Source organism: Nocardioides baekrokdamisoli, from assembly GCF_003945325.1.
GTDB lineage: Bacteria > Actinomycetota > Actinomycetes > Propionibacteriales > Nocardioidaceae > Nocardioides > Nocardioides baekrokdamisoli.
This window is the reverse complement of record NZ_AP019307.1, coordinates 902,691-922,952: the sequence shown is the minus strand read 5'-3', so window position 1 is coordinate 922,952 and position 20,262 is coordinate 902,691. Positions and strand designations below refer to the sequence as shown.

Annotated in this window: 18 protein-coding genes and 4 tRNA genes; 6 read left to right on the top strand and 16 right to left on the bottom strand. The window is 66.9% G+C overall.

Annotated elements, in window-relative coordinates; genetic code table 11:
* Positions 1 to 40: 40 nt before the first annotated feature.
* From KCTC_RS04390 to KCTC_RS04365, 6 genes are all read right to left on the bottom strand, one after another.
* Complete coding sequence (locus tag KCTC_RS04390) at positions 41 to 751, bottom strand: flavodoxin family protein (protein ID WP_125567111.1); 711 nt, start codon at positions 749 to 751, stop codon at positions 41 to 43.
* A complete protein-coding gene (gene egtD / locus KCTC_RS04385) occupies positions 751 to 1,728 on the bottom strand; it encodes an L-histidine N(alpha)-methyltransferase (RefSeq protein WP_125567109.1) in 978 nt (325 codons plus the stop codon). The genes KCTC_RS04390 and egtD overlap by 1 nt, the downstream gene beginning before the upstream one ends.
* Positions 1,728 to 2,180: a hypothetical protein gene (locus tag KCTC_RS04380; protein WP_125567106.1), complete on the bottom strand. Its 453-nt coding sequence runs from the start codon at positions 2,178 to 2,180 to the stop codon at positions 1,728 to 1,730. The genes egtD and KCTC_RS04380 overlap by 1 nt, the downstream gene beginning before the upstream one ends.
* On the bottom strand, positions 2,177 to 3,466 hold the full coding sequence (egtB, locus tag KCTC_RS04375; RefSeq protein WP_125567105.1) for an ergothioneine biosynthesis protein EgtB: 1,290 nt from the start codon (positions 3,464 to 3,466) through the stop codon (positions 2,177 to 2,179). Before egtB ends, KCTC_RS04380 begins: the two co-directional genes overlap by 4 nt.
* A gap of 71 nt (positions 3,467 to 3,537) precedes the next feature.
* Positions 3,538 to 6,594: an EAL domain-containing protein gene (locus KCTC_RS04370; protein ID WP_125567103.1), complete on the bottom strand. Its 3,057-nt coding sequence runs from the start codon at positions 6,592 to 6,594 to the stop codon at positions 3,538 to 3,540.
* 142 nt (positions 6,595 to 6,736) lie between these two features.
* Positions 6,737 to 7,357: a hypothetical protein gene (locus tag KCTC_RS04365; RefSeq protein WP_125567101.1), complete on the bottom strand. Its 621-nt coding sequence runs from the start codon at positions 7,355 to 7,357 to the stop codon at positions 6,737 to 6,739.
* Positions 7,358 to 7,431: 74 nt separating this feature from the next.
* On the opposite strand from KCTC_RS04365, the gene KCTC_RS04360 reads away from it, so the two are divergent.
* Positions 7,432 to 8,808, top strand: coding sequence for an NAD(P)H-quinone dehydrogenase (locus KCTC_RS04360; protein ID WP_125567099.1), 1,377 nt, complete (start codon positions 7,432 to 7,434; stop codon positions 8,806 to 8,808).
* Positions 8,805 to 9,995 (top strand): SpoIID/LytB domain-containing protein, encoded by a 1,191-nt coding sequence (locus KCTC_RS04355; RefSeq protein WP_125567097.1) that lies wholly within the window; start codon positions 8,805 to 8,807, stop codon positions 9,993 to 9,995. Before KCTC_RS04360 ends, KCTC_RS04355 begins: the two co-directional genes overlap by 4 nt.
* A 59-nt stretch (positions 9,996 to 10,054) precedes the next feature.
* Here the strand turns inward: KCTC_RS04355 and KCTC_RS04350 are convergent, their stop codons facing one another.
* A complete protein-coding gene (locus KCTC_RS04350; protein ID WP_231998837.1) occupies positions 10,055 to 11,833 on the bottom strand; it encodes an acetyl/propionyl/methylcrotonyl-CoA carboxylase subunit alpha in 1,779 nt (592 codons plus the stop codon).
* A 77-nt stretch (positions 11,834 to 11,910) separates the two neighbouring features.
* Between KCTC_RS04350 and KCTC_RS04345 the strand changes: the two genes are divergently transcribed.
* A complete protein-coding gene (locus tag KCTC_RS04345) occupies positions 11,911 to 12,450 on the top strand; it encodes a GtrA family protein (RefSeq protein WP_125567095.1) in 540 nt (179 codons plus the stop codon).
* Here the strand turns inward: KCTC_RS04345 and KCTC_RS04340 are convergent.
* Entirely contained in the window at positions 12,380 to 12,964 is a 585-nt protein-coding gene (locus KCTC_RS04340) for a Maf family protein (protein ID WP_125567093.1), read from the bottom strand. The two genes, KCTC_RS04345 and KCTC_RS04340, sit on opposite strands and share 71 nt — an antisense overlap.
* Before the next feature lie 138 nt (positions 12,965 to 13,102).
* On the opposite strand from KCTC_RS04340, the gene KCTC_RS04335 reads away from it, so the two are divergent.
* Positions 13,103 to 13,184: transfer RNA gene (locus KCTC_RS04335), tRNA-Leu, on the top strand.
* 1 nt (position 13,185) lies between these two features.
* Here the strand turns inward: KCTC_RS04335 and bcp are convergent.
* Positions 13,186 to 13,650 (bottom strand): thioredoxin-dependent thiol peroxidase, encoded by a 465-nt coding sequence (gene bcp / locus KCTC_RS04330; protein WP_125567091.1) that lies wholly within the window; start codon positions 13,648 to 13,650, stop codon positions 13,186 to 13,188.
* A 36-nt stretch (positions 13,651 to 13,686) separates the two neighbouring features.
* On the opposite strand from bcp, the gene KCTC_RS04325 reads away from it, so the two are divergent.
* Positions 13,687 to 13,938 (top strand): DUF3618 domain-containing protein, encoded by a 252-nt coding sequence (locus KCTC_RS04325; protein WP_125567089.1) that lies wholly within the window; start codon positions 13,687 to 13,689, stop codon positions 13,936 to 13,938.
* A 25-nt stretch (positions 13,939 to 13,963) separates the two neighbouring features.
* Here the strand turns inward: KCTC_RS04325 and KCTC_RS04320 are convergent, their stop codons facing one another.
* The 7 genes from KCTC_RS04320 to KCTC_RS04290 all read right to left on the bottom strand — a co-directional run bounded on the left by KCTC_RS04320 (position 13,964) and on the right by KCTC_RS04290 (position 18,582).
* Positions 13,964 to 14,500: a class F sortase gene (locus KCTC_RS04320; protein ID WP_164512475.1), complete on the bottom strand. Its 537-nt coding sequence runs from the start codon at positions 14,498 to 14,500 to the stop codon at positions 13,964 to 13,966.
* Positions 14,501 to 14,582: 82 nt separating this feature from the next.
* Positions 14,583 to 15,935 carry a hypothetical protein gene (locus KCTC_RS04315; protein WP_125567086.1) on the bottom strand — a complete coding sequence of 451 codons (1,353 nt, stop codon included), beginning with the start codon at positions 15,933 to 15,935 and terminating at the stop codon, positions 14,583 to 14,585.
* A 194-nt stretch (positions 15,936 to 16,129) separates the two neighbouring features.
* Positions 16,130 to 16,202: transfer RNA gene (locus KCTC_RS04310), tRNA-Lys, on the bottom strand.
* A gap of 78 nt (positions 16,203 to 16,280) precedes the next feature.
* Positions 16,281 to 16,356 (bottom strand) — tRNA-His (locus KCTC_RS04305).
* A gap of 73 nt (positions 16,357 to 16,429) precedes the next feature.
* Entirely contained in the window at positions 16,430 to 17,047 is a 618-nt protein-coding gene (gene orn / locus KCTC_RS04300) for an oligoribonuclease (protein WP_125567084.1), read from the bottom strand.
* 73 nt (positions 17,048 to 17,120) lie between these two features.
* Positions 17,121 to 17,193: transfer RNA gene (locus KCTC_RS04295), tRNA-Arg, on the bottom strand.
* Between the two features lie 27 nt (positions 17,194 to 17,220).
* A complete protein-coding gene (locus KCTC_RS04290) occupies positions 17,221 to 18,582 on the bottom strand; it encodes an aminopeptidase P family protein (RefSeq protein ID WP_125567082.1) in 1,362 nt (453 codons plus the stop codon).
* A gap of 67 nt (positions 18,583 to 18,649) precedes the next feature.
* Between KCTC_RS04290 and KCTC_RS04285 the strand changes: the two genes are divergently transcribed.
* Positions 18,650 to 20,254: a dynamin family protein gene (locus KCTC_RS04285; RefSeq protein WP_231998836.1), complete on the top strand. Its 1,605-nt coding sequence runs from the start codon at positions 18,650 to 18,652 to the stop codon at positions 20,252 to 20,254.
* Positions 20,255 to 20,262 lie beyond the last annotated feature (8 nt).

Below are 20,262 nucleotides of genomic sequence, written 5' to 3'. Positions count from 1 at the left end.
AATATTGACATACGTCGATGTCCTGACGGCGAACGACGTCCTAACTGCGGTACTCGGGGTTGTCCCAGTCGAATCGGGTGCCGGAGTTCCAGGCCGAGCGCTGGTTGCCGTACCCGGGCACGCCGCCGGCGTCCTTGAGCATCTTCGCCAGGTGCATCAGATTCCAGGTCATGAAGGTGGCGTTGCGGTTCGTGAAGTCGTTCTCCGGACCGCCGCTTCCGGGGTCCAGATACGACGGTCCGGGGCCAGCCTCGCCGATCCAGCCGGCGTCGGCGTTCGGCGGGATCGTGTAGCCCACGTGCTGCAGGCTGTAGAGGATGTTCATCGAGCAGTGCTTGATGCCGTCCTCATTGCCGGTGATCAGGCACCCGCCAACCCGCCCGTAGTAGAGGTACTGCCCCTTCTCGTTGAGCATCCCCGAGTACGAGTACAGCCGCTCGATCACCTGTTTCATGACGCTGGAGTTGTCGCCCAGCCAGATCGGACCGCCCAGCACCAGGATGTCGGCAGCCAGCACCTTCGGCCCGATCTCGGTCCAGGCGTCGACCTCCCAGCCGTGTTCCCGCATGTCGGGATACACGCCAGTCGCGATCGGGTGATCGATCGCGCGGATGACCTCGACCTCGACGCCGTGCTTGCGCATGATCGCGGCACTCGCGTCGATCAGGCCCTCGGTGTGGCTGGGCTCGGGGCTCTTCTTCAAGGTGCAGTTGATGTACATCGCGGACAGGCCGCTGAAGTCCCAGGTCATCAGTTCTCCTTGCGTGCGAGGGCCAGGGCGAAGTCGCCGTCGGTCCACCAGTGGGTTGGTTCCATGCCGGCGACTCGGAGTTCGGCCTCGATCGGTTCCCGCCGGAACTTGGCGGAGATTTCCGTACGCAGTTCCTCGCCGCCGTCGAACACGACCTCGAGGTCCAGCACGCCGAGTCGGGCGTGGACCGGGCCCCGGGCGCGCAGCCTCATCTCGATCCATTCGTTGACGTCGTCCCAGATCGCCACGTGCTCGAAGTCGGAGGGGTCGAGGTCGCCGTCGAGTTCGCGGTTCAGGACCGAGAGCACGTTCAGGTTGAAAGCCGCCGTCACACCGGCCGCATCGTCGTACGCCCGCATGAGGCGACCGGGTTCCTTGACCAGGTCCAGGCCGACCAGGAAGGCCTCGCCCGGCTGCATCGCGCTGGCGATCGCCGACAGGAACTGGGCGCGCTCAGCCGGCGGGTAGTTTCCGATCGTGCCTCCCAGCAGCGCCCACAGCCGTCGCCCCGGCAGTGGAAGTGCGCCCAGGTGAGCATCGAAATCGGCGATCACGCCGCGAATCTCCATGCCCGGATACTCCTGCTTCAACGCAGGCATGGACTCGCTCAGGGCTCCGGCGCTCACGTCGACCGGTACGTACCCTCGGAGGTCACCGGCGTCGCGCAACGCGTCCAGGAGGAGACGCGTCTTGGTGCTGGATCCGGAGCCGAGTTCGAGCAGGGTCTCGCACCCGGCCGCCGTGGCGATCTCGCCCGCGTGGCTCTGCAGGATTCCGTGCTCGGCTCGGGTGGGGTAGTACTCCGGCAACCGGGTGATCTGCTCGAAGAGTTCGCTGCCACGGTCGTCGTAGAAGTACTTGGGCGGCAGCCACTTCGGGCTGGCTGTCAGACCGCGCAGCGCGTCACGCTCGAGGACCGACCGCAGATCGTCGGGACTGAGGAGGACGTCGAGCTGATCGGCTTCGATCGTGGACATCAGATCTCCTGGAGGAAGGGGACGGGGAACACCACAGGACCGCACGAGTCGAGTACGACGATGGTTCCGGGGGAGAGGGGTGACCAGGAGCCGCGATCGAGGGGCGCTGCGGACAGTGCGTACTCCCAGCCGCCGAGGTCGGCGAGACCGAGCGGTTCGCCCCAGGCGAGTCCGGCCGCGTACTCCCCGTCGCTGAGCAGGACCGAGCAGCGGGGGAGGTCGGCGCGGCTCAGTCGGGCGATCGCTCCGGCAACCGGAGCATCGGGGACGATGCTCGCGAGCGTGTCGAGGACCTGCGTACGCGCCGCGTCGCCGATCACCGCGACGGCCCATCGTCCGACGCGGCCGGGCTCTACGCACGAGGCGTGGCCGGACCAGTCCGTGACGGTCTCCTCCCGACCGAGCACCGCCTCGTGCGGGCAGATCACCCGGCCGATCCAGGGCGCCGTCACCGCGGTCCCCGACCAGTCACGGCATCGTCGGCCAGGCGCAGACCGGTCAGTGGCCACCGGGCACCGGCGGGGAAGAAGTTGCGGTACGAAGCGCGGGCGTGCCCCGGAGGAGTCAGGGCGCAGCCGCCGCGCAGCACCATCTGATTCGACATGAACTTGCCGTTGTACTCGCCGATCGCACCATCGGCATGCCGGAAGCCGGGGTAGGGGAGATATGCGGACGACGTCCACTCCCAGCAGTCGCCGAAGAGTTGCCGCAAGGCGCCGCTCGACACTCCTGCCGAACGCGGGTGCCAGGTCTGCTGGTCCGCAAGATTTGCGGGACCGTCCGACTCCTCGAGCCGGGCGGCGTGCTCCCACTCGGCTTCGGTCGGCAGCCGCTTGCCCGCCCAACTGGCGTACGCGTCCGCCTCGTAGTGACTGATGTGGCACACCGGGAGTTCGGGGTCGACCGGCCAGGTGCCGGTGAGGGTGTGCTCGAACCAGACTCCGTCCCGCTCGATCCAGTAGAACGGCGCGCGCCAGTGTTCCTCGTTGATCCGGGCCCAGCCGTCCGACAGCCACAACTCAGGCCTCCGATAGCCGCCGTCGGCCATGAAGGCCAGCCACTCGCCGTTGGTCACGAGTCGGTCGGCCAACCGGTACGGCTGCAGCCACTGCTGGTGTCGAGGCAGCTCGTTGTCGAAGCAGAACGTTCCGTCGGCCATGGACTCGTGGCCGATCTCGACCAGCCCGCCCTCGTACTCCTTCCAGGCCAGGACACCGGCGCTGCCGCCGCTGTCGCGTCGAGGTGCGTACGCGGGCTCGAGCGGGTTGAGCGACAGCACGTGCTTGATGTCCATGAGGAGCAGTTCCTGGTGCTGCTGCTCATGGTGGAAGCCGAGCTCGATCGTCGGTGCCAACTTGGTCAGCGTCCCGTCGTCGAGACCACCGATCAGGTCCTGCATCCGGTCATCGATGTTGGCTCGGTAGCGACCCACGTCGTGGGCGCCGGGGCGACTGATCACGCCCCGCAGCGGCCGGGCGTACCTCGGGCCCACCGCCTCGTAGTAGGAGTTGAAGAGGAACCAGTACTGGTCCTGGAACGGCGCGAATCGGGCCTCGTGATCGGCGAGGACGAAGGTCTCGAAGAACCACGACACATGGGCCCGATGCCATTTGGTGGGTGACACGTCGGGCATGGACTGGACCGTCTGGTCCTCCGGCGACAGCGGGGCAGCCAACTGCTCGGTGTACGCCCGCACCTCGGCGTACCGCGATGTCAGCATCCTGAGATCGACGCTCATACGACGAGCCTGCCACGGCGATGGTCATGCTGTCGCCCGCTGAGCGGGAGAGATCTGGTCGCGAGTGCAGGTCAGGCTGCGGTGTCGGAGCCGGCGCTTGACGGCTCTGGTAGCAGGATCTCCTCGATCGGCGCCGGCCTGCCGATCCAGTTGCCCTGGGCGAAGTCGACACCCTCGGCGCGGAGGAACGCCAACGCTTCGGAGTCCTCCACGAACTCGGCGATGGTCGCCTTCCCAAGACTGCGGGCGATGTTGACGACGGAGGCGATGACGAGTTGATCGGTCGCGTTGTTGGTGCAGTTCGTGACGAATTCGCCGTCGATCTTGATGTAGTCGAACGGCAGGTGCTTCAGGTAGTAGAAGCTGCCGAAGCCAGCGCCGAAGTCGTCGATCGCGAACCTGCAGCCGATCTCGGCCAACCGCTCGACGAAGAAGCGTGCCCCTTCCATGTTGGCCAGGGCGGCGGTCTCGGTGATCTCGAACACCAGCCGCGTGGGGTCCGCGCCGGTGCTCACGAGACGGTCCTCCAGGTAGGACAGCATCTCGGGATCGCCGACCGACCTCGCGGAGAGGTTGACCTCCAGGACCACGTCGGACGGCAGGGCGGGATCGGTGAGCAGCTGAATGGCCTGGCCGGTGACCCAACGGTCGATCTGCACGATCAGTCCGCTGCGTTCGGCGATCGGCAGGAAGGCGGCCGGAGCGATGAGACTGCCGTCCTCGTCGAGCATCCTGATCAGCAGCTCGTACCGACGCACGACACTCTCGGCCAGGCCCAGGATCGGCTGTGCGTGCAGCACGAAGTGGTCGTCGCGCAGTGCTGTGGCGATGCGCTCGACCCAGCCGATGTTCGCCGTGGAGGTGCCGCGCTCGTGCCCGAGCGGGGAGCAGGTGACGAAACAGTCTCGTCCGGCGTCCTTGGCGTCGTACATGCTGATGTCGGCGTCGATGAGTACGTCCGCGGCACTCAGGTGGTGCTGATCGAACAGGGCGATCCCGATGCTCGCCGTGATGCAGCGCGGGTGTGCTCCGGCCAGCACGGTGACCTCCTGGCGTACGGCGTGGAGGATCCGGTCGGCCGCCAGTTCGGCTTCGACGCGACCGTCGCCCGGGAGCAACACGGCGAACTCGTCGCCGCCCAGCCGCGCCACCACGTCGGTCTCACGTACGGCACGCTGCAGGACCTTGGCCATCGCGGCGATGAGCTGGTCGCCGGCGTGATGTCCGAGGGAGTCGTTGATCTGCTTGAACCGGTCGAGGTCGAGCAACAGGAGAGCGCCCGATGCCTCGGTGTGCGAGATGCGCGCGGCGTGTCGGTCAAGTTCGGTCTCGAACCCGCGGCGATTGAGCAGCCCGGTGAGGGGGTCGTGGTTGGCCATCCCTCGCAGATCCGCCTCGAAGGTCTTGCGAGCGGTCACGTCGAGGAAATGCATCAGGAGGTGGTCGACCTCACCGTCCGTCCCGGGAACGGCGACGGCGCACACTTCCATCCAGAGCTGACCGCCGCGGGCGTCCAGGTAGCGCTGCTCGGTCCGATACGTCGTGGTCGTACCGGCGGTGAGGCGCCCCAACTCCTGAGCGGCGGCGTTCGTGTCCGCCGGGTGTACGAGGCTGACCAGACTGCGTCCCACGAGTTCGGCACGGGTGTGCCCGACCAGCGCGCAGAGCGCCGGGTTGACCCGCTCGAGTCGGCCGCTCAGCGTCACCTGCGCCATGCCGACGGGTGCGTCCTCGAAGGCGGCCTGGTACCCGGACTCGGCGCGTCCGCGGTCCTGCAACGCCGTCTCGAGCGCGGTGACGTCGCGGACGGTGACCAGGACGTGCTCGATCGTGCCGGAGCCGTACTCGAGCGGCACCGCGTCCACGAGGTAATGACCGCCGCTCAGGGGCGAGTACTCGAAGGTGCCGGACGGATGTCCGTCAAGGACGGCCTGATAGCGCGGGACCAGGAACGCTGCTTCCTCGGGCGCAACGATGTGAGCGACCTCGCGTCCGATCATCATGTCGCGGGAGAAGCCTCGCTGGCTGAAGAGTGAGCCTCCGTCCGCGACCACCCGGAGAGCCCGATCCAGGAGCAGTACGCCGGTGCCGGGGAGATGGTCGAGCAGGGCGCGGTAGCGGGTCTCGCTCTCGACCAACGCCCGGGCACTGCGGAGTTCGTCCTGCGCGGCATCGAGTTCCTCGACATTGCGCTGCAGGTCATGGGACAGCTCGGCGTTGTGCGCACTGGTGCGGTCGCGTTCGGCGACCACGGCCGAGATCATCAGGCCGGTCAGCGCCACCGCGCCGAGGAAGGCGTCGAGCGTCCAGAGGCTGTGCGTCGCGTCGCCGCGGGCAAAGGCGCCGTGCCCTGACCGCGTTCCGAGGACGGCGATCACGCTCGCGATCAAGGTTGCCGTGGAGGCGCCCTGAAGCCGCCAGCGCAACGCCGCCCAGATCACCGGCGGGAACACCACGTACGCGAAGTCGAACCTGCCGCTGAACGCGAAGGCGCCCACCGCGTACGTCGCGCCCAGTAGGAGGACGAGCTCGGCCGTCCCGCGACGGTCGATAGTTGGTCGCCTGCGCGGTACGAGCGCAAGGACAACGGGTGTCACGACGAGTGCGCCGAGGGCATCGCCGACCCACCACACCCGCAACGTCGGCCAGATCGCGGCAGGCGGGATCACGCCGCCCAGCCGCAGGCTGGTCACCCCGATCGTCGCGCTCACCATGGTCGCCAGCCCGGCGCCGAGGATCGAGAAGACGAGCACATCGCGTACGCGGTCGAGGTCGGTCGGCCGACGCGCGAAGCGGCTGACCAGGTACGCCCCCGCAACGGCTTCCAGCGTGTTGCCGATCGACATGCCACAGGCGGTCAAAGTCGGGACGGCGCTCAGCCCGTTGACCAGGAGCGCTCCGGCGGCGACGCCCGGCCACAACCGCCGACCGAACACGAGAAGCGCAGCGATCGACAGGCCGGTCGGCGGCCAGACGGGAGTCACGTTGCCCTTGAGGGCGCCCGCTGCGAGGCCTAGACGTCCGACGGCGTAGTAGGCGACGGCGAGGACGACGAGTTGGGCCAGGTACGCCCAAGGCGCCTGACGCAAGGGTGCCGGGATGGGGCGCCCGCCCTCGACTCCCGTCATCTGCCACCCCCGTCACAGCGCTCGTCACCGCCATTCCGCATGTGACGACAGGACTCCCATGATGTCTGGCTGGAGGGGCTTTCACGCAGCCCCGCGCGACCGCGACTTGATGGTTCGAAGTGACTAACCGTCCGCCGGTCGGCTACTTCGTCCCTGACCTGAAGCCGCGGAGGAGTTGGGCGTTGACGGCCTTGGCCTGGGCGATGTCAGCCGACGTCAGGGCGTGACTGTTCCCGGCGACCGCGCTGATGACGATGAAGTACTTCGGCATCTGGATCGCCTCACGTTCCTCGACGACGTACGAGGGTGCCGAGCCCGCCTTCAGGGGCGGGGAGACGTACGTGACCGTCGTCTGGAACCCCTTGAAGCCCTGCATCGAGAAGGTCCTGACTCCGTTGGACTTGATGGAGGTGTTGCCCTGAGCCTTCAGCTTGATCGGGTACTGGACGAAGAAGTTCTTCACGTCCAGGGCGACAGGGGTGGGGATGATCACGATCGAGGCAACCGCCTCCCCGCCAGCTTTCGCGATGTAGGTGCGGGTCGTGGAGCCACTGGAGGTGCTCACCGTTGGCGCGACGCCAGTCGGGAATTCGAAGCTCACACCGCTCGGGTCGGTGATCGGGGCCCAGGCCCCGGTCGCGGAGGTGGATGGCTGCGACGCTGCCGCGGAACCCGTGATGGGACCGCCGGAACCTGCCTGGGATCCGCACGCGGACACGGTCAGTCCCAGTGCCACCATCGCCATCGCTGTCCGTATCCGCATTCCGTCACCGTATTGCTCATAAATCGCGCTCGCCAGCTGGGGTCGTCGGTCGTGCCGCCTGCGAGAATGACGGCATGACGTCGGTTGCGATCATCGGTGGTGGACCCGGCGGCTACGAAGCAGCCCTGGTCGCCCAACAGTTGGGTGCCGATGTCACCGTCATCGACCGCGACGGGCTCGGCGGCAGTGCGGTCCTCACTGACTGCGTGCCGAGCAAGACACTGATCGCGACCAGCGACCTGATGACCGAGGTCGCCGGCGCTGGGGAGCTCGGGATCGGTCATCACGGCACCCTCGAAGTCGACCTCAAGGTCGTCAACGAGCGGGTCAAGGCCTTGGCTGCCGCGCAGTCGTACGACATCGAGGGTCGGCTCACCCGTCGCGACATCACGATCGTGCGCGGCATCGGTCGGGTCGAGGGGCGGACGAGCGTACGCGTCGCCCTCAACGACGGCGGCGAGCAACTCGTCGAGGCCGACGCAATCCTGATCGCCACCGGCGCCCGTCCGCGGGTGCTCCCGTCGGCGCTGCCCGACGGCGAACGCATCTTGACCTGGGAGCAGGTGTACGAACTCACCGAGCTGCCCGAGGACCTGATCGTCGTGGGCTCGGGCGTCACCGGGGCGGAATTCGCCAGCGCGTACTTGGCGCTCGGCGTGCCGGTGACCCTGATCAGTTCGCGCGAACGCGTACTCCCCGGCGAGGACGCGGATGCGGCCCAGGTGCTCGAAGACGTCCTGACCCGGCGTGGCATGACGGTCCTGGGCAGGTCCCGGATGGAATCGGTGACCCGCGACGGTGACGTCGTCACGGTGAGGTTGGCCGACGGCCGCAGTGTCACCGGCAGCCACTGCATCCTCGCGCTGGGCTCGGTCCCTAACACCGAGGATCTGGGTCTGGCCGAGGCCGGGGTCCACATGGACGAGGGCGGCTTCATCCACACCGACAGGGTCTCGCGTACGAGCGCACCCGGGATCTATGCCGCAGGCGACTGCACCGGTGGGTTCATGCTGGCCAGTGTCGCCGCGATGGCCGGACGCATCGCGATGCGGCATCTCCTCGGCGACGCCGTCCAGCCGTTGGATCTCAAGCTGGTGTCCAGCAACGTCTTCACCAGCCCCGAGATCGCCACGGTGGGGTGGACCCAGTCCGATGTCGACAACGGCGTCGTCTCCGCAGACGTGGTCAAGCTCGATCTCAGTGGCAACCCCCGGGCGAAGATGCAGGGCATCAAGGACGGCTTCGTGAAGCTGATCGCGTTGAAGGGGTCCGGGATCGTCGTGGGCGGCGTCGTGGTCGGACCGCGCGCCAGTGAATTGATCCACCCGATCTCGCTGGCGGTGACCGCCCACCTCACGGTCGACCAGGTCGCGGCGGCGTACACGATCTACCCCTCCGTCAGTGGTTCGATTGCCGAAGTCGCGAGGCGGTTGCATACAGTCGAAGGATGATTCGTCGTCGCTCTCGGGCCGTGGTCGCCGCCCTGGCCGCTGCGGTTGCGACCCTGTTCAGTCCGTCCAGCGCCCAGGCGTACACGGCCTCCCAACACATGGTGATCTCCGGCCACGGTTGGGGCCACGGCCATGGGATGAGTCAGTACGGCGCCCGCGGCGCTGCCATCAAGGGGCTCGATTACAAGCAGATCCTCGGCTTCTACTACCCGCACACGACGTGGTCCACGAAGACGGGCCTGGTGCGGGTTCTGCTCGCCGGGATCACCACCAACAAGGTGGTGGCGCGACCGCGGTCGAGTCTGACGGCATCGTGGCGTGGGCACACGTCCGTGTGGAACCTCGGCAAGGTCCAGCCGACAGCGGATCAGTGGCAGATCGTCCCGGCCAGCGGCGGCCGCAGCGTGCTGATGTATCACGTGGCGGCCGGCTGGAAGACGTACACCGCTGTCGTCGGAGAGCTCGACTTCTATGCCCTGGGCAACCCGATCAGCATCGGTGTACCCGGAGGCTGGCGCTCCTACCGCGGCACTGTCGGGGCGGTGCTGCCGTCTCCCAGCGCCGCGACGCGTTGGATCGTCAACACGTTGCAGCTCGACCAGTACATCCTCGGCGTCATCCCCTCGGAGATGCCCTCCAGTTGGCAGCCCGAGGCGCTCAAGGCTCAGGCGGTGGCAGCGAGGACCTATGCCGCGTTCGAGATGGCTACGCCGGCAAGCCCCGAGTACGACCTCTTCGACGACACCCGATCCCAGGTGTACGGGGGATTCACCGCGGAGCAGGCCTCCACCAACACGGCAGCCTCGGCGACGACCGGTCAGATCCTCATGTACGGCGGCAAGCCGGCATTCACCGAGTTCTCCTCGAGCAACGGAGGGTACGAACTCGCGGCGTCGACGAACCCGCAGCCCTACCTGCCGTCACAGCCCGACCCGTACGAGCAGTACAGCGGCAATCCGTACGCGACCTGGTCCGCCTCGATCTCCGTCACGACATTGTTGAACGAGTGCCCCTCGGCGGGGTCGAGCATCACCTCGGTGACCGCCGAGCACTATCCGCCGTCGAACAACCCCTGGTTGTCACGCGTGATCGTCAAGGGCCCGAGCGGATCCTGCACGTTCTACGGCTATCAGTTCCGGGTGATGAACGGCCTCAGGTCCGCGAACATGGGCTTCCACATCTCCTGAGAACCAGGCGGGTACGACGAAGGGCCCGGGCGATGCCGGGCCCTTCGGTCACGTCAGAACTACTTGATCTCGCAGACCACGGCCCCATTGGAGACCGTCTCGCCGACTGCGGCAGCCAGACCGGTCACGACGCCAGCCTTGTGAGCCTTGAGGGGCTGCTCCATCTTCATCGCCTCGAGGACCACGATGACGTCGCCCTCGGCGACCTCCTGGCCTTCCTCGACGGCGATCTTGACGATGGTGCCCTGCATCGGGGCGGCGACGGCGTCGCCGGACACGGCAGCGCCGGCCTTCTTGCGAGCCGTCTTCGGCTTCTTGGCACCACCGGCGACCGGGCCGGCCGACAGCCCGCCGAGACCAGCCGGGATGACGACCGAGAGGCGCTTGCCGCCGACCTCGACGACGACGGTCTGGCGCTCGCCGTCCTCGTCAGCCTCGCCGGCCTCGCCCTTGAACGGGACGATGGTGTTGTTGAAGTCGGTCTCGATCCACGTCGTGTACACGTCGAAGGAACCTTCGCCGGACGGGTTGGAGGCGCCGACCCAGGCCGGGTCATTGACGATGACCTCATCGAAGGTGATGGCGGTCGGCATGCCGTCCACGATGAACTCCGACAGGGCACGACGCGAGCGCTCGATGGCCTGCGTACGGTCCTTGCCGGTGATGATCAGCTTGCCGATGAGGGAGTCGAACGAGCCCGGGATGGTCTCGCCGTTCTCGTACCCGCCGTCGAAGCGGACGCCGGGGCCCTGCGGCGGGCTCCACTTGGTCAGGGTTCCCGGGGCCGGCATGAAGTTGTTGCCGCCGTCCTCGGCGTTGATCCGGAACTCGATCGAGTGGCCGTGGATCTCCGGGTCGCCGTAGCCGAGCTCCTCGCCAGCGGCGATGCGGAACATCTCACGGACCAGGTCGATGCCGGTGACCTCTTCGGAGACACAGTGCTCGACCTGGAGGCGGGTGTTGACCTCGAGGAAGGAGATGGTGCCGTCGACGGCGACCAGGAACTCACACGTTCCGGCGCCGACGTAACCGGCCTCCTTCAGGATCGCCTTGGAGGACTCGTACAGACGCTTGTTCTGCTCCTCGGTGAGGAACGGTGCCGGCGCCTCCTCGACGAGCTTCTGGTGACGACGCTGCAGCGAGCAGTCGCGGGTGGAGACGACCACGACGTTGCCGTGGGAGTCGGCGAGGCACTGGGTCTCGACGTGACGCGGCTTGTCGAGGAACTTCTCGACCAGGCACTCGCCACGACCGAAGGCGCTGATCGCCTCACGGGTGGCGGACTCGAACAGCTCCGGGATCTCCTCCAGGGTGCGGGCGACCTTGAGGCCGCGACCGCCACCACCGAAGACTGCCTTGATGGCGACCGGAAGGCCGTGCTCCTTGGCGAATTCGACGATCTGGTCGGCGTTCTCGACCGCGTCCTTCAGGCCCGGGGCCAACGGGGCACCGGCGGCCAGAGCGATCTGCTTGGCCTTGGCCTTGTCGCCGAGACCCTCGATGGCGGCCGGGGACGGACCGATCCAGATCAGCCCGGCGTCGATGACAGCCTGGGCGAAGTGTGCGTTCTCGGCGAGGAAGCCGTAACCGGGGTGGACCGAGTCCGCACCGGACTCCTTCGCGACCGCGATGATCTTCTCGATCACCAGGTACGAGTCGGCGGGGGTCGACCCGTTGAGGGAGTACGCCTCATCGGCCAGGCGTACGAACAACGCGTCGCGGTCGGGCTCTGCGTACACAGCAACGGAGCCGATGCCGGCATCCTTGCAGGCGCGAATGACACGAACAGCGATCTCGCCACGGTTCGCGATCAGAACCTTGGTCAGCGGCTTGCTCAAAGTGGGACTCCTACCAACTTGTCCGGCACGCGGGGGAACGGCCTGAGTCTAGGGGAGGCAGGTCCTAGGCTCTGCACATGTCCCGCCGTAGACGTCTGACCGGAGAGATTCTTCGGTTCATGGCCGTCGGAGGCATCAGTACGGCCTCGGCGGTGGTGCTCTACAACGTCATGGCGTACGGGATCATCCCGACGCCGCTCGACGGGCACAGGACGACGTCGTACTACCTGGCCAACGGTGTCGGCATGGTCATCTCGTACGAGATGTCGCGCCGGTGGACCTTCAAGCACCACACCGTCGAGAACGCCGGCAAGGGATTCGTCTCGTACGCGGTGATCAACATCCTGAGCTTCACCATCCCCGTCGGATGCATGTGGTTGACCCGGCACGGCTTCGGGTGGACGTCACCGCTGGCGGACAATCTGGCCGGCAACGTCGTGGGGCAACTGATCGCTCAGGTGGCCCGCTTCTTCCTGTTCAAGCGCTTCGTCTTCCAGCGCCCGATCCGCTACACGGCGGTGTACGGCACCGAGGACTCGATCGAGTTCAACCTCGCCACAGATCCGTCCAACGGATCCCCAGCTCGCCCAGGAGTTCGCGCAACAACGGAAGGCTGATGCCGACCACGTTGTGATAGTCACCCTCGATCGAGGTGACGAACGGGCCGCCGAGCGAGTCCACCGTGAACGCGCCGGCCACGTGCAGCGGTTCTCCGGTGGCGACGTACGCCTCGATCTCCTCGTCACTCAGGTCGGCGAAATGCACGGTCGTCTCGGCTGTCGCGGCGACCAGTTCGTCACCGCGTACGATCGCGTGGCCGGTCAGGAGCACGCCGCTGCGACCGCGCATCCGCTGCCACCGGGCGATCGCCTCCTCGGCGTCCCGTGGCTTGCCGAGCGGCTGCCCCTCGAACTCCAGGACGCTGTCGCAGCCGATCACCACTGCGTCGGGCACCTGGGGTGCGACTGCTTCGGCCTTCAGCCGAGCCAGTCCGAGTGCGAGCTCGCGCGGCGGGAGGCCGTCGAGTTGCGACTCGTCCACACCGCTGACGATCACCTGCGGGTCGAGCCCGGCGTTGCGCAACGTCTGCAGGCGTGCGGGGGACTGGCTGGCCAGGACAATCGTCGTCACGCCTCGACCCTATCGAGGACACCTGCAGCCCGTAGGACGCCAACTGTGGGTAGATGCCCATTCCCGCCCCGACCGTTCCGGCATCTCTCCGCAGTTGGTGGACGACGGGATCCCGCCTCCTAGACTGAGCGTCACTCAGCCGAAGTGATGGAACAGGCAGACATGCGCGGTTTAGGTCCGCGTGCCTTCGGGCGTGCGGGTTCGACTCCCGCCTTCGGCACCTACAGTCCCAGATCCCTGCGCAGTTTCGCGACGTGGCCCGTCGCCTTCACGTTGTACGCCGCGGACGCCAGCTTCCCGTCCGGGCCGACCACGAAGGTCGACCGGATCACGCCGGTGACGATCTTTCCGTAGAGGCTCTTCTCGCCGTACGCGCCGTACGCGGTGAGGACACTCCGGTCGGGGTCCGACAGCAGGGTGATGGTGAGGCCATCCCGCTCCCGGAACTTCGCCAGCTTCTCCGGCTTGTCGGGGGAGATGCCGAGCACGACGTATCCCTGCGCTTGGAGAGCATCGAGTGAGTCGGTGAAGTCGCACGCCTGTTTGGTGCAGCCCGGGGTCATCGCGGCGGGGTAGAAGTAGACGATCACGGACCTGCCGGCGAAGTCCGAAAGCGACACCTGCTCCCCGCTGTCCGAGGTCAGGCTGAAGGTCGGAGCCGGGTCTCCCACATTGAGGCGAGTCATGGTCCTCAACCTATCGCGGCCGGTAGGGTGGCGCGCATGGCAAAGGACATCACCGTCGGACTCGAGCGCGAGATCGAAGAGGCGCGTGAGCGCCTTGCTGTCACGATCGACCAGTTGCTGTACCAGGCGAGCCCGAAGACGATCCTGAGCCGCCGGATCGCCGACGTGAAGGCGATCTACGTCGACCCGGCCACCGGGCAGCTCAACACCACTGCCGTGGCCGCCACCGTCGGCGGCTTCGTGGGTGTCATCGGCCTCGTCGTGGCCGTACGCAAGATCCGCAACTGATCGGCGGCCGCTCGGCGGCCTGACCCTACTTCTTCAACGGTCGTGAACCGACCAGTTGCGCCCAGACGATGATGTTCTCGGTGTAGTCGGTGCCGTTGTAATCGGTGCACGTGATCAGCATCAGGTTGTCCGGTCCCGGAGAGAACAGGTCCTCCGACTGCTTCTGCACCTGCTCGCGGGTCAGGGTCTCCTTGTGGGTGACCATGTAGCGGAGCACCTGCTTGTCGGTGACGATGTCGACCTCGTGGTTCTCACCGAGATCGGGGACCAGATCCATCGCGCCGTCTCCGGTGTGGACTGTGTGCCCCGTGATCACCGTCAGGCCACTGGGCCCGGCGATGGATGATCCTTCCCACCAACCGACCTGACGGAAGTCCTGAGGCGGGTCGAGCACTCCGTCCTTGACCGCGATCGGGATGACCTGGGCGTCGACGCCCTTCTCCGGGATGACCAGTTTGAGTGGCGCACCGCTGGGGAGATTGGCGGGGTTCGCCGCGACCGGGGCAGCAGGCTCGGGCCAGACGAAGGACGCCAGGATCAGGCCGACGCTGAGAACTGCCACGAAGACGCTGACAGCACGTGCAACAGCACTCAGGCCGCCGCCGCGTAACCACGCGACGACGGCCTGAGTGCGGAGTGGTGCGTCAGGCACTCTTGCGAAGGGCCCGAGCGCCGGCAGTCACGCCAGCGCCAGCAGCAGCCGCGACCGTGAGGCCGAGGAATGCCATACCCAGCGGACCGGTCGGCAGGTAGCCGGCGGCCAGGCCAGAGGTGACCTTCGTGGGGCAGTTCGTACCGGTGCATGCCGACGGCGGGGTCGGCGGGCAGTTGTTCGCCGCCGTGCAGTTCGCCGGCGGGGTGACAGCGTTGGCCTTGTAGTTCGGGCCACAGTCAACCTTGCCGACGCGCAGGTCGATCCCCTGGTTGCCGAGCACCGGCAGGACCTTGAGGTCAAGCGCGGTGATCGAGATCGTCGGGTGCGGAGCAGCCGTCTGGCTCTGGGCGTTGATCACGCCGTCGAGGATGTTCTGCTCGAGCGGAGCCAACTGGCCCTCGATGGCCTTCACGACGTTGTCGTTGATGGTTCCGAGGATCTGGTCGAGTGCGCTGCCGACCCCACCGAGGAGGGTGTTGATGCCGGCGATTCCAGTGACCTGCCCGTCGAGGGCGTTGACAACGCCGTTCTTGATGGCCGTGACGACCTGGTCCAGGTTCGTGAGCACGTGAACGTTCTTGCCCGTGCCGACGTTCAGCGGGATCGTGATGGGTCCGATCGGTGCCGGCAGGCCGACCACCAGACTGAGACCCGCGACGGTGCCGTTGCCCGAGACCGTGGTCGGCGTGGCCGAGCAGTACGCCGACACCGCGCCAAGGGTGAGGTGGATCGGAATGGCGCCCGACAACGGGCTCAGGACGCTGCTGCTGAGGGTGCTCAGGATCGGCGTCAGAAGTGGCTGGAGCAGTGCCTGGACAGGCGTGGTGAGACCAGTCAGGATGCCGGCGCTGGACAACTGCAGGTTCGTCAGGTTGATCGAGCCCGGGTCGAGGCTCAGCTGCTGGCCGCCCTTGATGCAGTCACCGCTGCCGACGGACACAACCGTGGCACCGGAGCCGGCGAGGCCGGCGCATGCCTGCGAGACACCGTCCTGGCTCGCCATGGTGGCCTTGGAGTTCTGTGCGACGACCGCAGTGCTCGGGATGAGCGACTGGTTGCCGAGAAGCTGTACGAGCGGACCGCCGGGGCAACCGTCGATCTGCGAAAGAGTGGCACCAGTGACACACGTCTTCGACGTCTTGCCGTCTGTGGTGGACGTCGACGTGCCGCTGTCGACCGTCGGCGAACCGAGCAGGCTCAAGTGCAGCCCGTTCGCGTCTGCGTACGCGAGCGGCGTCGTCGCGGCAGAACCCGGGGCGGCAACCGCGAGCACGATGGCGGACGCCGCGATTGCTGCGGCTCCACCACGGATCAGGTTGTTACGCAGAGCGAAAGATCGCACGGCTTATTTCCTCACTATTTACGGTGCACGCAACAAGCGCGCGCAGAGACTCCCTCTGGGAGCGCAGCCTACACGAATCCTGAGATCCTTTATCAGGGAATGGGTGCAACGGGTCCCAAGCCCCATGAGCACGTCCGAAGGCACGAAAAAGGCCCCCGGGAAGCGACTGTTGTCGCCGTCCCGAAGGCCGTTCGTACGCCACGTAGGACTTGAACCTACAACCCGCTGATTAAGAGTCAGCTGCTCTGCCAATTGAGCTAGTGGCGCATGGTCCGTTGCCGGACCGATTGATCACATTACCAACAGGTGTTCGCCCGGTGTAAATCGGCGGTCACCTTGGTGATGTGGGGTGGATGACGGGACTCGAACCCGCGACCACCGGCACCACAAGCCAGTGCTCTACCAACTGAGCTACACCCACCATGACCCGTTGCCGAGCCGAGAAAGGAGCATAGAGGTAACCGTTCTGGACCGCCGAATCGGGACCGGTCGAGCTACGCAGTCGTTGTCGAACCGCGGTGCTTGGTCGCGATCTGGCGGGCGGTCGCCGTGTCCGGGCCCGGGCTCGGCACGAACACCGCCTCGCGGTAGTAGCGGAGTTCCTCGATCGACTCGCGGATGTCGGCGAGTGCGCGGTGGTTGCCGGCCTTCGCGGGCGCTTGGTAGTACGCCCTGGGGAACCAACGGCGGGACAATTCCTTGATGGAGGAGACGTCGATGATCCGGTAGTGGAGGAACGCGTCGAGTTCCTGCATGTCGCGGGCGATGAAGCCGCGATCGGTACCGACCGAGTTCCCTGCGAGCGGCGGCCGGGAGTCGGTGCCGCAGTGTTCAACGACGTACGCCATCACCTGCGCCTGAGCCTCCTCGATGGTCACGCCTGTGTCGAGCACGTCGAGAAGGCCTGACTTCGTGTGCATGTCGAGGACGTACGGGTCCATCTGTGCCAGCGCCTCGGCGGGCGGCTTGATCAGGATGTCGACTCCGTCGCCGAGGACGTTGAGGTCGAAGTCGGTGACGAGTGCGGCGACCTCGACCAGGGCATCGCTGGTCAGGGAGAGACCCGTCATCTCGCAATCGATCCAGACGAGGCGTTCCTTGGTGGCAGGCATGGGCAGAACCCTAACCGGTGTGCGATCGGCCTCTTCCGGTGAAGATCGAGTGACAACTCGACCGCCAGGTCGGCGCCCCCGGCAGGAATCGAACCTGCAACCCGCGGATTAGAAGGCCGCTGCGCTATCCGTTGCGCCACGGGGGCCAGTCACGCAGTATCCCATCGAGCGGGTCAGCGACCGAGCCACGCCTCGATGTCGGCGACGGAGCGTGGGAGTTCGGCGGAGAGGTTCCGCGAGCCGTCCGCCGTGACGACGATGTCGTCCTCGATGCGGATGCCGATGCCCCGCAACTCCTCCGGCACCAAGAGGTCGTCCTCCTGGAAATACAGGCCGGGCTCGACGGTCAGGGCCATGCCTTCCACCAACGTGCCCTCGCGATAGGCGGAGTCGGCTGCGGAGGCGCAGTCGTGCACGTCCATCCCCAGCATGTGGCTGGTGCCGTGGAGCGTCCAGCGCGCGTACGTCTTGTTGTTCGGGTCGAGGGACTCATCGGCGCTGACCGGCAGCAGTCCGAGGTCTTCGAGGCCGTACGCGAGCACCCGCATGGCTGCGTTGTGCGGGTCGAGGAAGTTCGCCCCCGGCCTGACCAGGTCGAGGGCGGCGTCCTGCGCCTGGAGCACGAGGTTGTAGAGGTCGCGCTGCAGCGGCGTGAACGTGCGGTCAGCGGGGACCGTACGCGTGACGTCGGCCGTGTAGAGCTCGCGTCCCTCCACACCCATGTCGAGCAGGATCAACTGACCAGGGTGGATGGCGCCGGTGTTCTCGATCCAGTGCAGCGTGGTCGCGTGCGATCCGCTCGCGACGATCGAGTCGTAGCCCAGATCGTTGCCCTCGGTGCGGGCGCGTCGGAAGAACGTTCCTTCGATCCAGCGCTCGCCGTACTGCTGTGCGGTCGTCCACTCGGCGACCACATCGTTGAAGCCGCGTGCGGTGATGTCGCAGGCCTCTGCCAACTGCTCGATCTCCCAGGCTGACTTGATCAAGCGCTGCTCGGATGCGATCCGGTCCAGATCGGTGTCCTCGCCGAGCGTTCGTGTCGGCGCCGCTGTCTGCAACGCGGCATCGAGATCGGCGATCGGTCGCACATCGAGGCCGAGACTGGCGGAGAGTTCGCCGATCGAGGGTCGGCGGCCGACCCAGAGTTCGCCGTACACCCGGTCCCGGAAGAACTCGTCGGTGTCACGCGCGCTCCGCCCTCGGGCATACAGAACTGCGTGTCCGTCGGGCTCGATGACCAGGACGCCGTCGGAGGTCTGGTTGCCCGAGTAGTAGGTGTGGGCGGTGTCGGGACGGAAGCGATAGTCGGTGTCGTTGGACCGCACCTTGTAGCCGCCGGCGGGCACGACCAGTCGCTCACCGGGGAACTGCTGGATCAGGTCGGCACGTCGCTTGGCCGCCTCTGCCGCCACCGGGGCGGGAGGAAGATCGAGCTCGCGGTCGCCCCAGCCCGTACGCATGAATGCCGACCAGGCTTCAGGCACGGTCTGATCGTGGGACTCGACGTGGGAGCTCTCGGTGTCGGCGACGTTCATATTGCCATGCTACGCACGGCTGTGGCAGTGGCTGCATTACCTCATCGGACCACTAGCATTAGCGGCCATGAGCAGCGACAACGTGCGAATGGTCACCGAACTGGTGCGCCTGCATCAAGCGCTGCGAGCGACCTCGCTCCCGCTGGCGAGCGAGGGTGTCGAGGCGCTTCGTGCGTCTCGCGTCAGCATGATCGACCAACTCCAGGACTACGTCATCCCGCGGGTGATGACGATGGACGCACCACTGCTGACCGTGGTGGGTGGCTCGACGGGCGCGGGCAAGTCGACGTTGGTGAACTCCTTGGTGGGGGAGCGCGTGACGGCTCCCGGCCTGTTGCGCCCCACCACCCGCTGCCCGGTGCTGGTGCACCATCCGGACGATGCCAAGTGGTTCGGACAGGACCGGCTCCTGCCGGGTCTCAGGCGAACCACCGAGGCTTCGAACGACCAGTACTCCATCCAGCTCGTCGCCACGAAGAAGATGAAGCGTGGCCTCGCTGTCCTGGACGCGCCTGACGTCGACTCCGTCGATGAGCGCAACCGTGAGCTCGCCGCGGAGCTGCTCAACTGTGCCGATCTGTGGTTGTTCGTGACGTCGTCGGCTCGCTACGCCGACCAGGTTCCCTGGGATTCGTTGAAGTCGGCGGCCGAGCGGTCAGCGGCGGTGGCGGTCGTGCTCGACCGCACGCCCGAGGATGCGATCCAGACCGTCTCGACCCACCTGGCTCGCATGCTTGCCGCGCGCGGTCTCAAGGACTCACCGCTCTTCATCGTGCGCAACGGCAAGGTTTCGGACGAGGGATTGCTGCCGAAGGGCCACGTGTCTGAGATCGCCACCTGGCTCGCAGCACTCGCCGACGACGCGATCACCCGCAACCTCGTCGTGTCCCAGACGGTCGACGGCGCGGTCCGCGCCATCAGTTTCACCGCGCACAAGGTCGCGGATGCAGCTGCCGTCCAGGCCGCTGTTGCCGAGCGGCTCGCCCAAGCGGCCGCCGATGCGTACGCCCAGGGTGAGAACTCCGTCGAAGCCGCTCTGGACGCCGGTGTCCTCGCTCGTGGCGACGCCGGTGCTCGCTGGCACGACTTCGTGACCTCCGGGAACTTCACCGAGTCGCTGACGTCCACGGACGGTGCGCTCCGGGCAGGTCAGATCCGGACGGGTCTGGGTCTGACGCTGGAGTTGCTGCTCGTACGGCACGCGGAGGCCGCCGCTGAGGCGACGTCGACCGGGTGGAACGGCATCCCCGAGGGCGCCGATCTGCTGGCGCTCCCGGGCGCGGAATCCCTGTCCCGTGCCTCCCGCGGCCTGCGAGCCGCGACCTCCCAGGCCGTGGCAGCGTGGCAGGCGGCGGTCGAGGCAGACGTACGCGCCGAAGGCGGATCCGATGCCGCCGCTGTGGCGGCGATGGTCGGCGCTCTCGGCGGTGCGGATCAGGACTCGACGGATGTGCTGGGAGACGCGGTCGGACCAACGGCTGCGGCGTCGTTGATCGAGGGTGCCGGCCAGCGGCTGCGGCAGGGCGTACACGGCCTGCTCGAGAGCGAGCATCGTCGGTATGCGACCGTGCTGGGTGGGCTCGGACTGGACCCTGAGGCACCTGCGGCGGTTCGTGCCGCCGCGCGCCGCGTCGATGACGTGCGCTGGGCCACCAAGAACGAGACGAACTAGGCGGACAC

Excerpts from the sequence above, each read along its gene's own strand:
- KCTC_RS04390 (WP_125567111.1), bottom strand. The coding sequence starts at position 751 with ATGACCTGGGACTTCAGCGGCCTGTCCGCGATGTACATCAACTGCACC.
- egtD (WP_125567109.1), bottom strand. The coding sequence starts at position 1,728 with ATGTCCACGATCGAAGCCGATCAGCTCGACGTCCTCCTCAGTCCCGAC.
- egtB (WP_125567105.1), bottom strand. The coding sequence starts at position 3,466 with ATGAGCGTCGATCTCAGGATGCTGACATCGCGGTACGCCGAGGTGCGG.
- KCTC_RS04370 (WP_125567103.1), bottom strand. The coding sequence starts at position 6,594 with ATGACGGGAGTCGAGGGCGGGCGCCCCATCCCGGCACCCTTGCGTCAG.
- KCTC_RS04365 (WP_125567101.1), bottom strand. The coding sequence starts at position 7,357 with ATGCGGATACGGACAGCGATGGCGATGGTGGCACTGGGACTGACCGTG.
- KCTC_RS04360 (WP_125567099.1), top strand. The coding sequence starts at position 7,432 with ATGACGTCGGTTGCGATCATCGGTGGTGGACCCGGCGGCTACGAAGCA.
- KCTC_RS04355 (WP_125567097.1), top strand. The coding sequence starts at position 8,805 with ATGATTCGTCGTCGCTCTCGGGCCGTGGTCGCCGCCCTGGCCGCTGCG.
- KCTC_RS04345 (WP_125567095.1), top strand. The coding sequence starts at position 11,911 with ATGTCCCGCCGTAGACGTCTGACCGGAGAGATTCTTCGGTTCATGGCC.
- bcp (WP_125567091.1), bottom strand. The coding sequence starts at position 13,650 with ATGACTCGCCTCAATGTGGGAGACCCGGCTCCGACCTTCAGCCTGACC.
- KCTC_RS04325 (WP_125567089.1), top strand. The coding sequence starts at position 13,687 with ATGGCAAAGGACATCACCGTCGGACTCGAGCGCGAGATCGAAGAGGCG.
- orn (WP_125567084.1), bottom strand. The coding sequence starts at position 17,047 with ATGCCTGCCACCAAGGAACGCCTCGTCTGGATCGATTGCGAGATGACG.
- KCTC_RS04290 (WP_125567082.1), bottom strand. The coding sequence starts at position 18,582 with ATGAACGTCGCCGACACCGAGAGCTCCCACGTCGAGTCCCACGATCAG.
- KCTC_RS04285 (WP_231998836.1), top strand. The coding sequence starts at position 18,650 with ATGAGCAGCGACAACGTGCGAATGGTCACCGAACTGGTGCGCCTGCAT.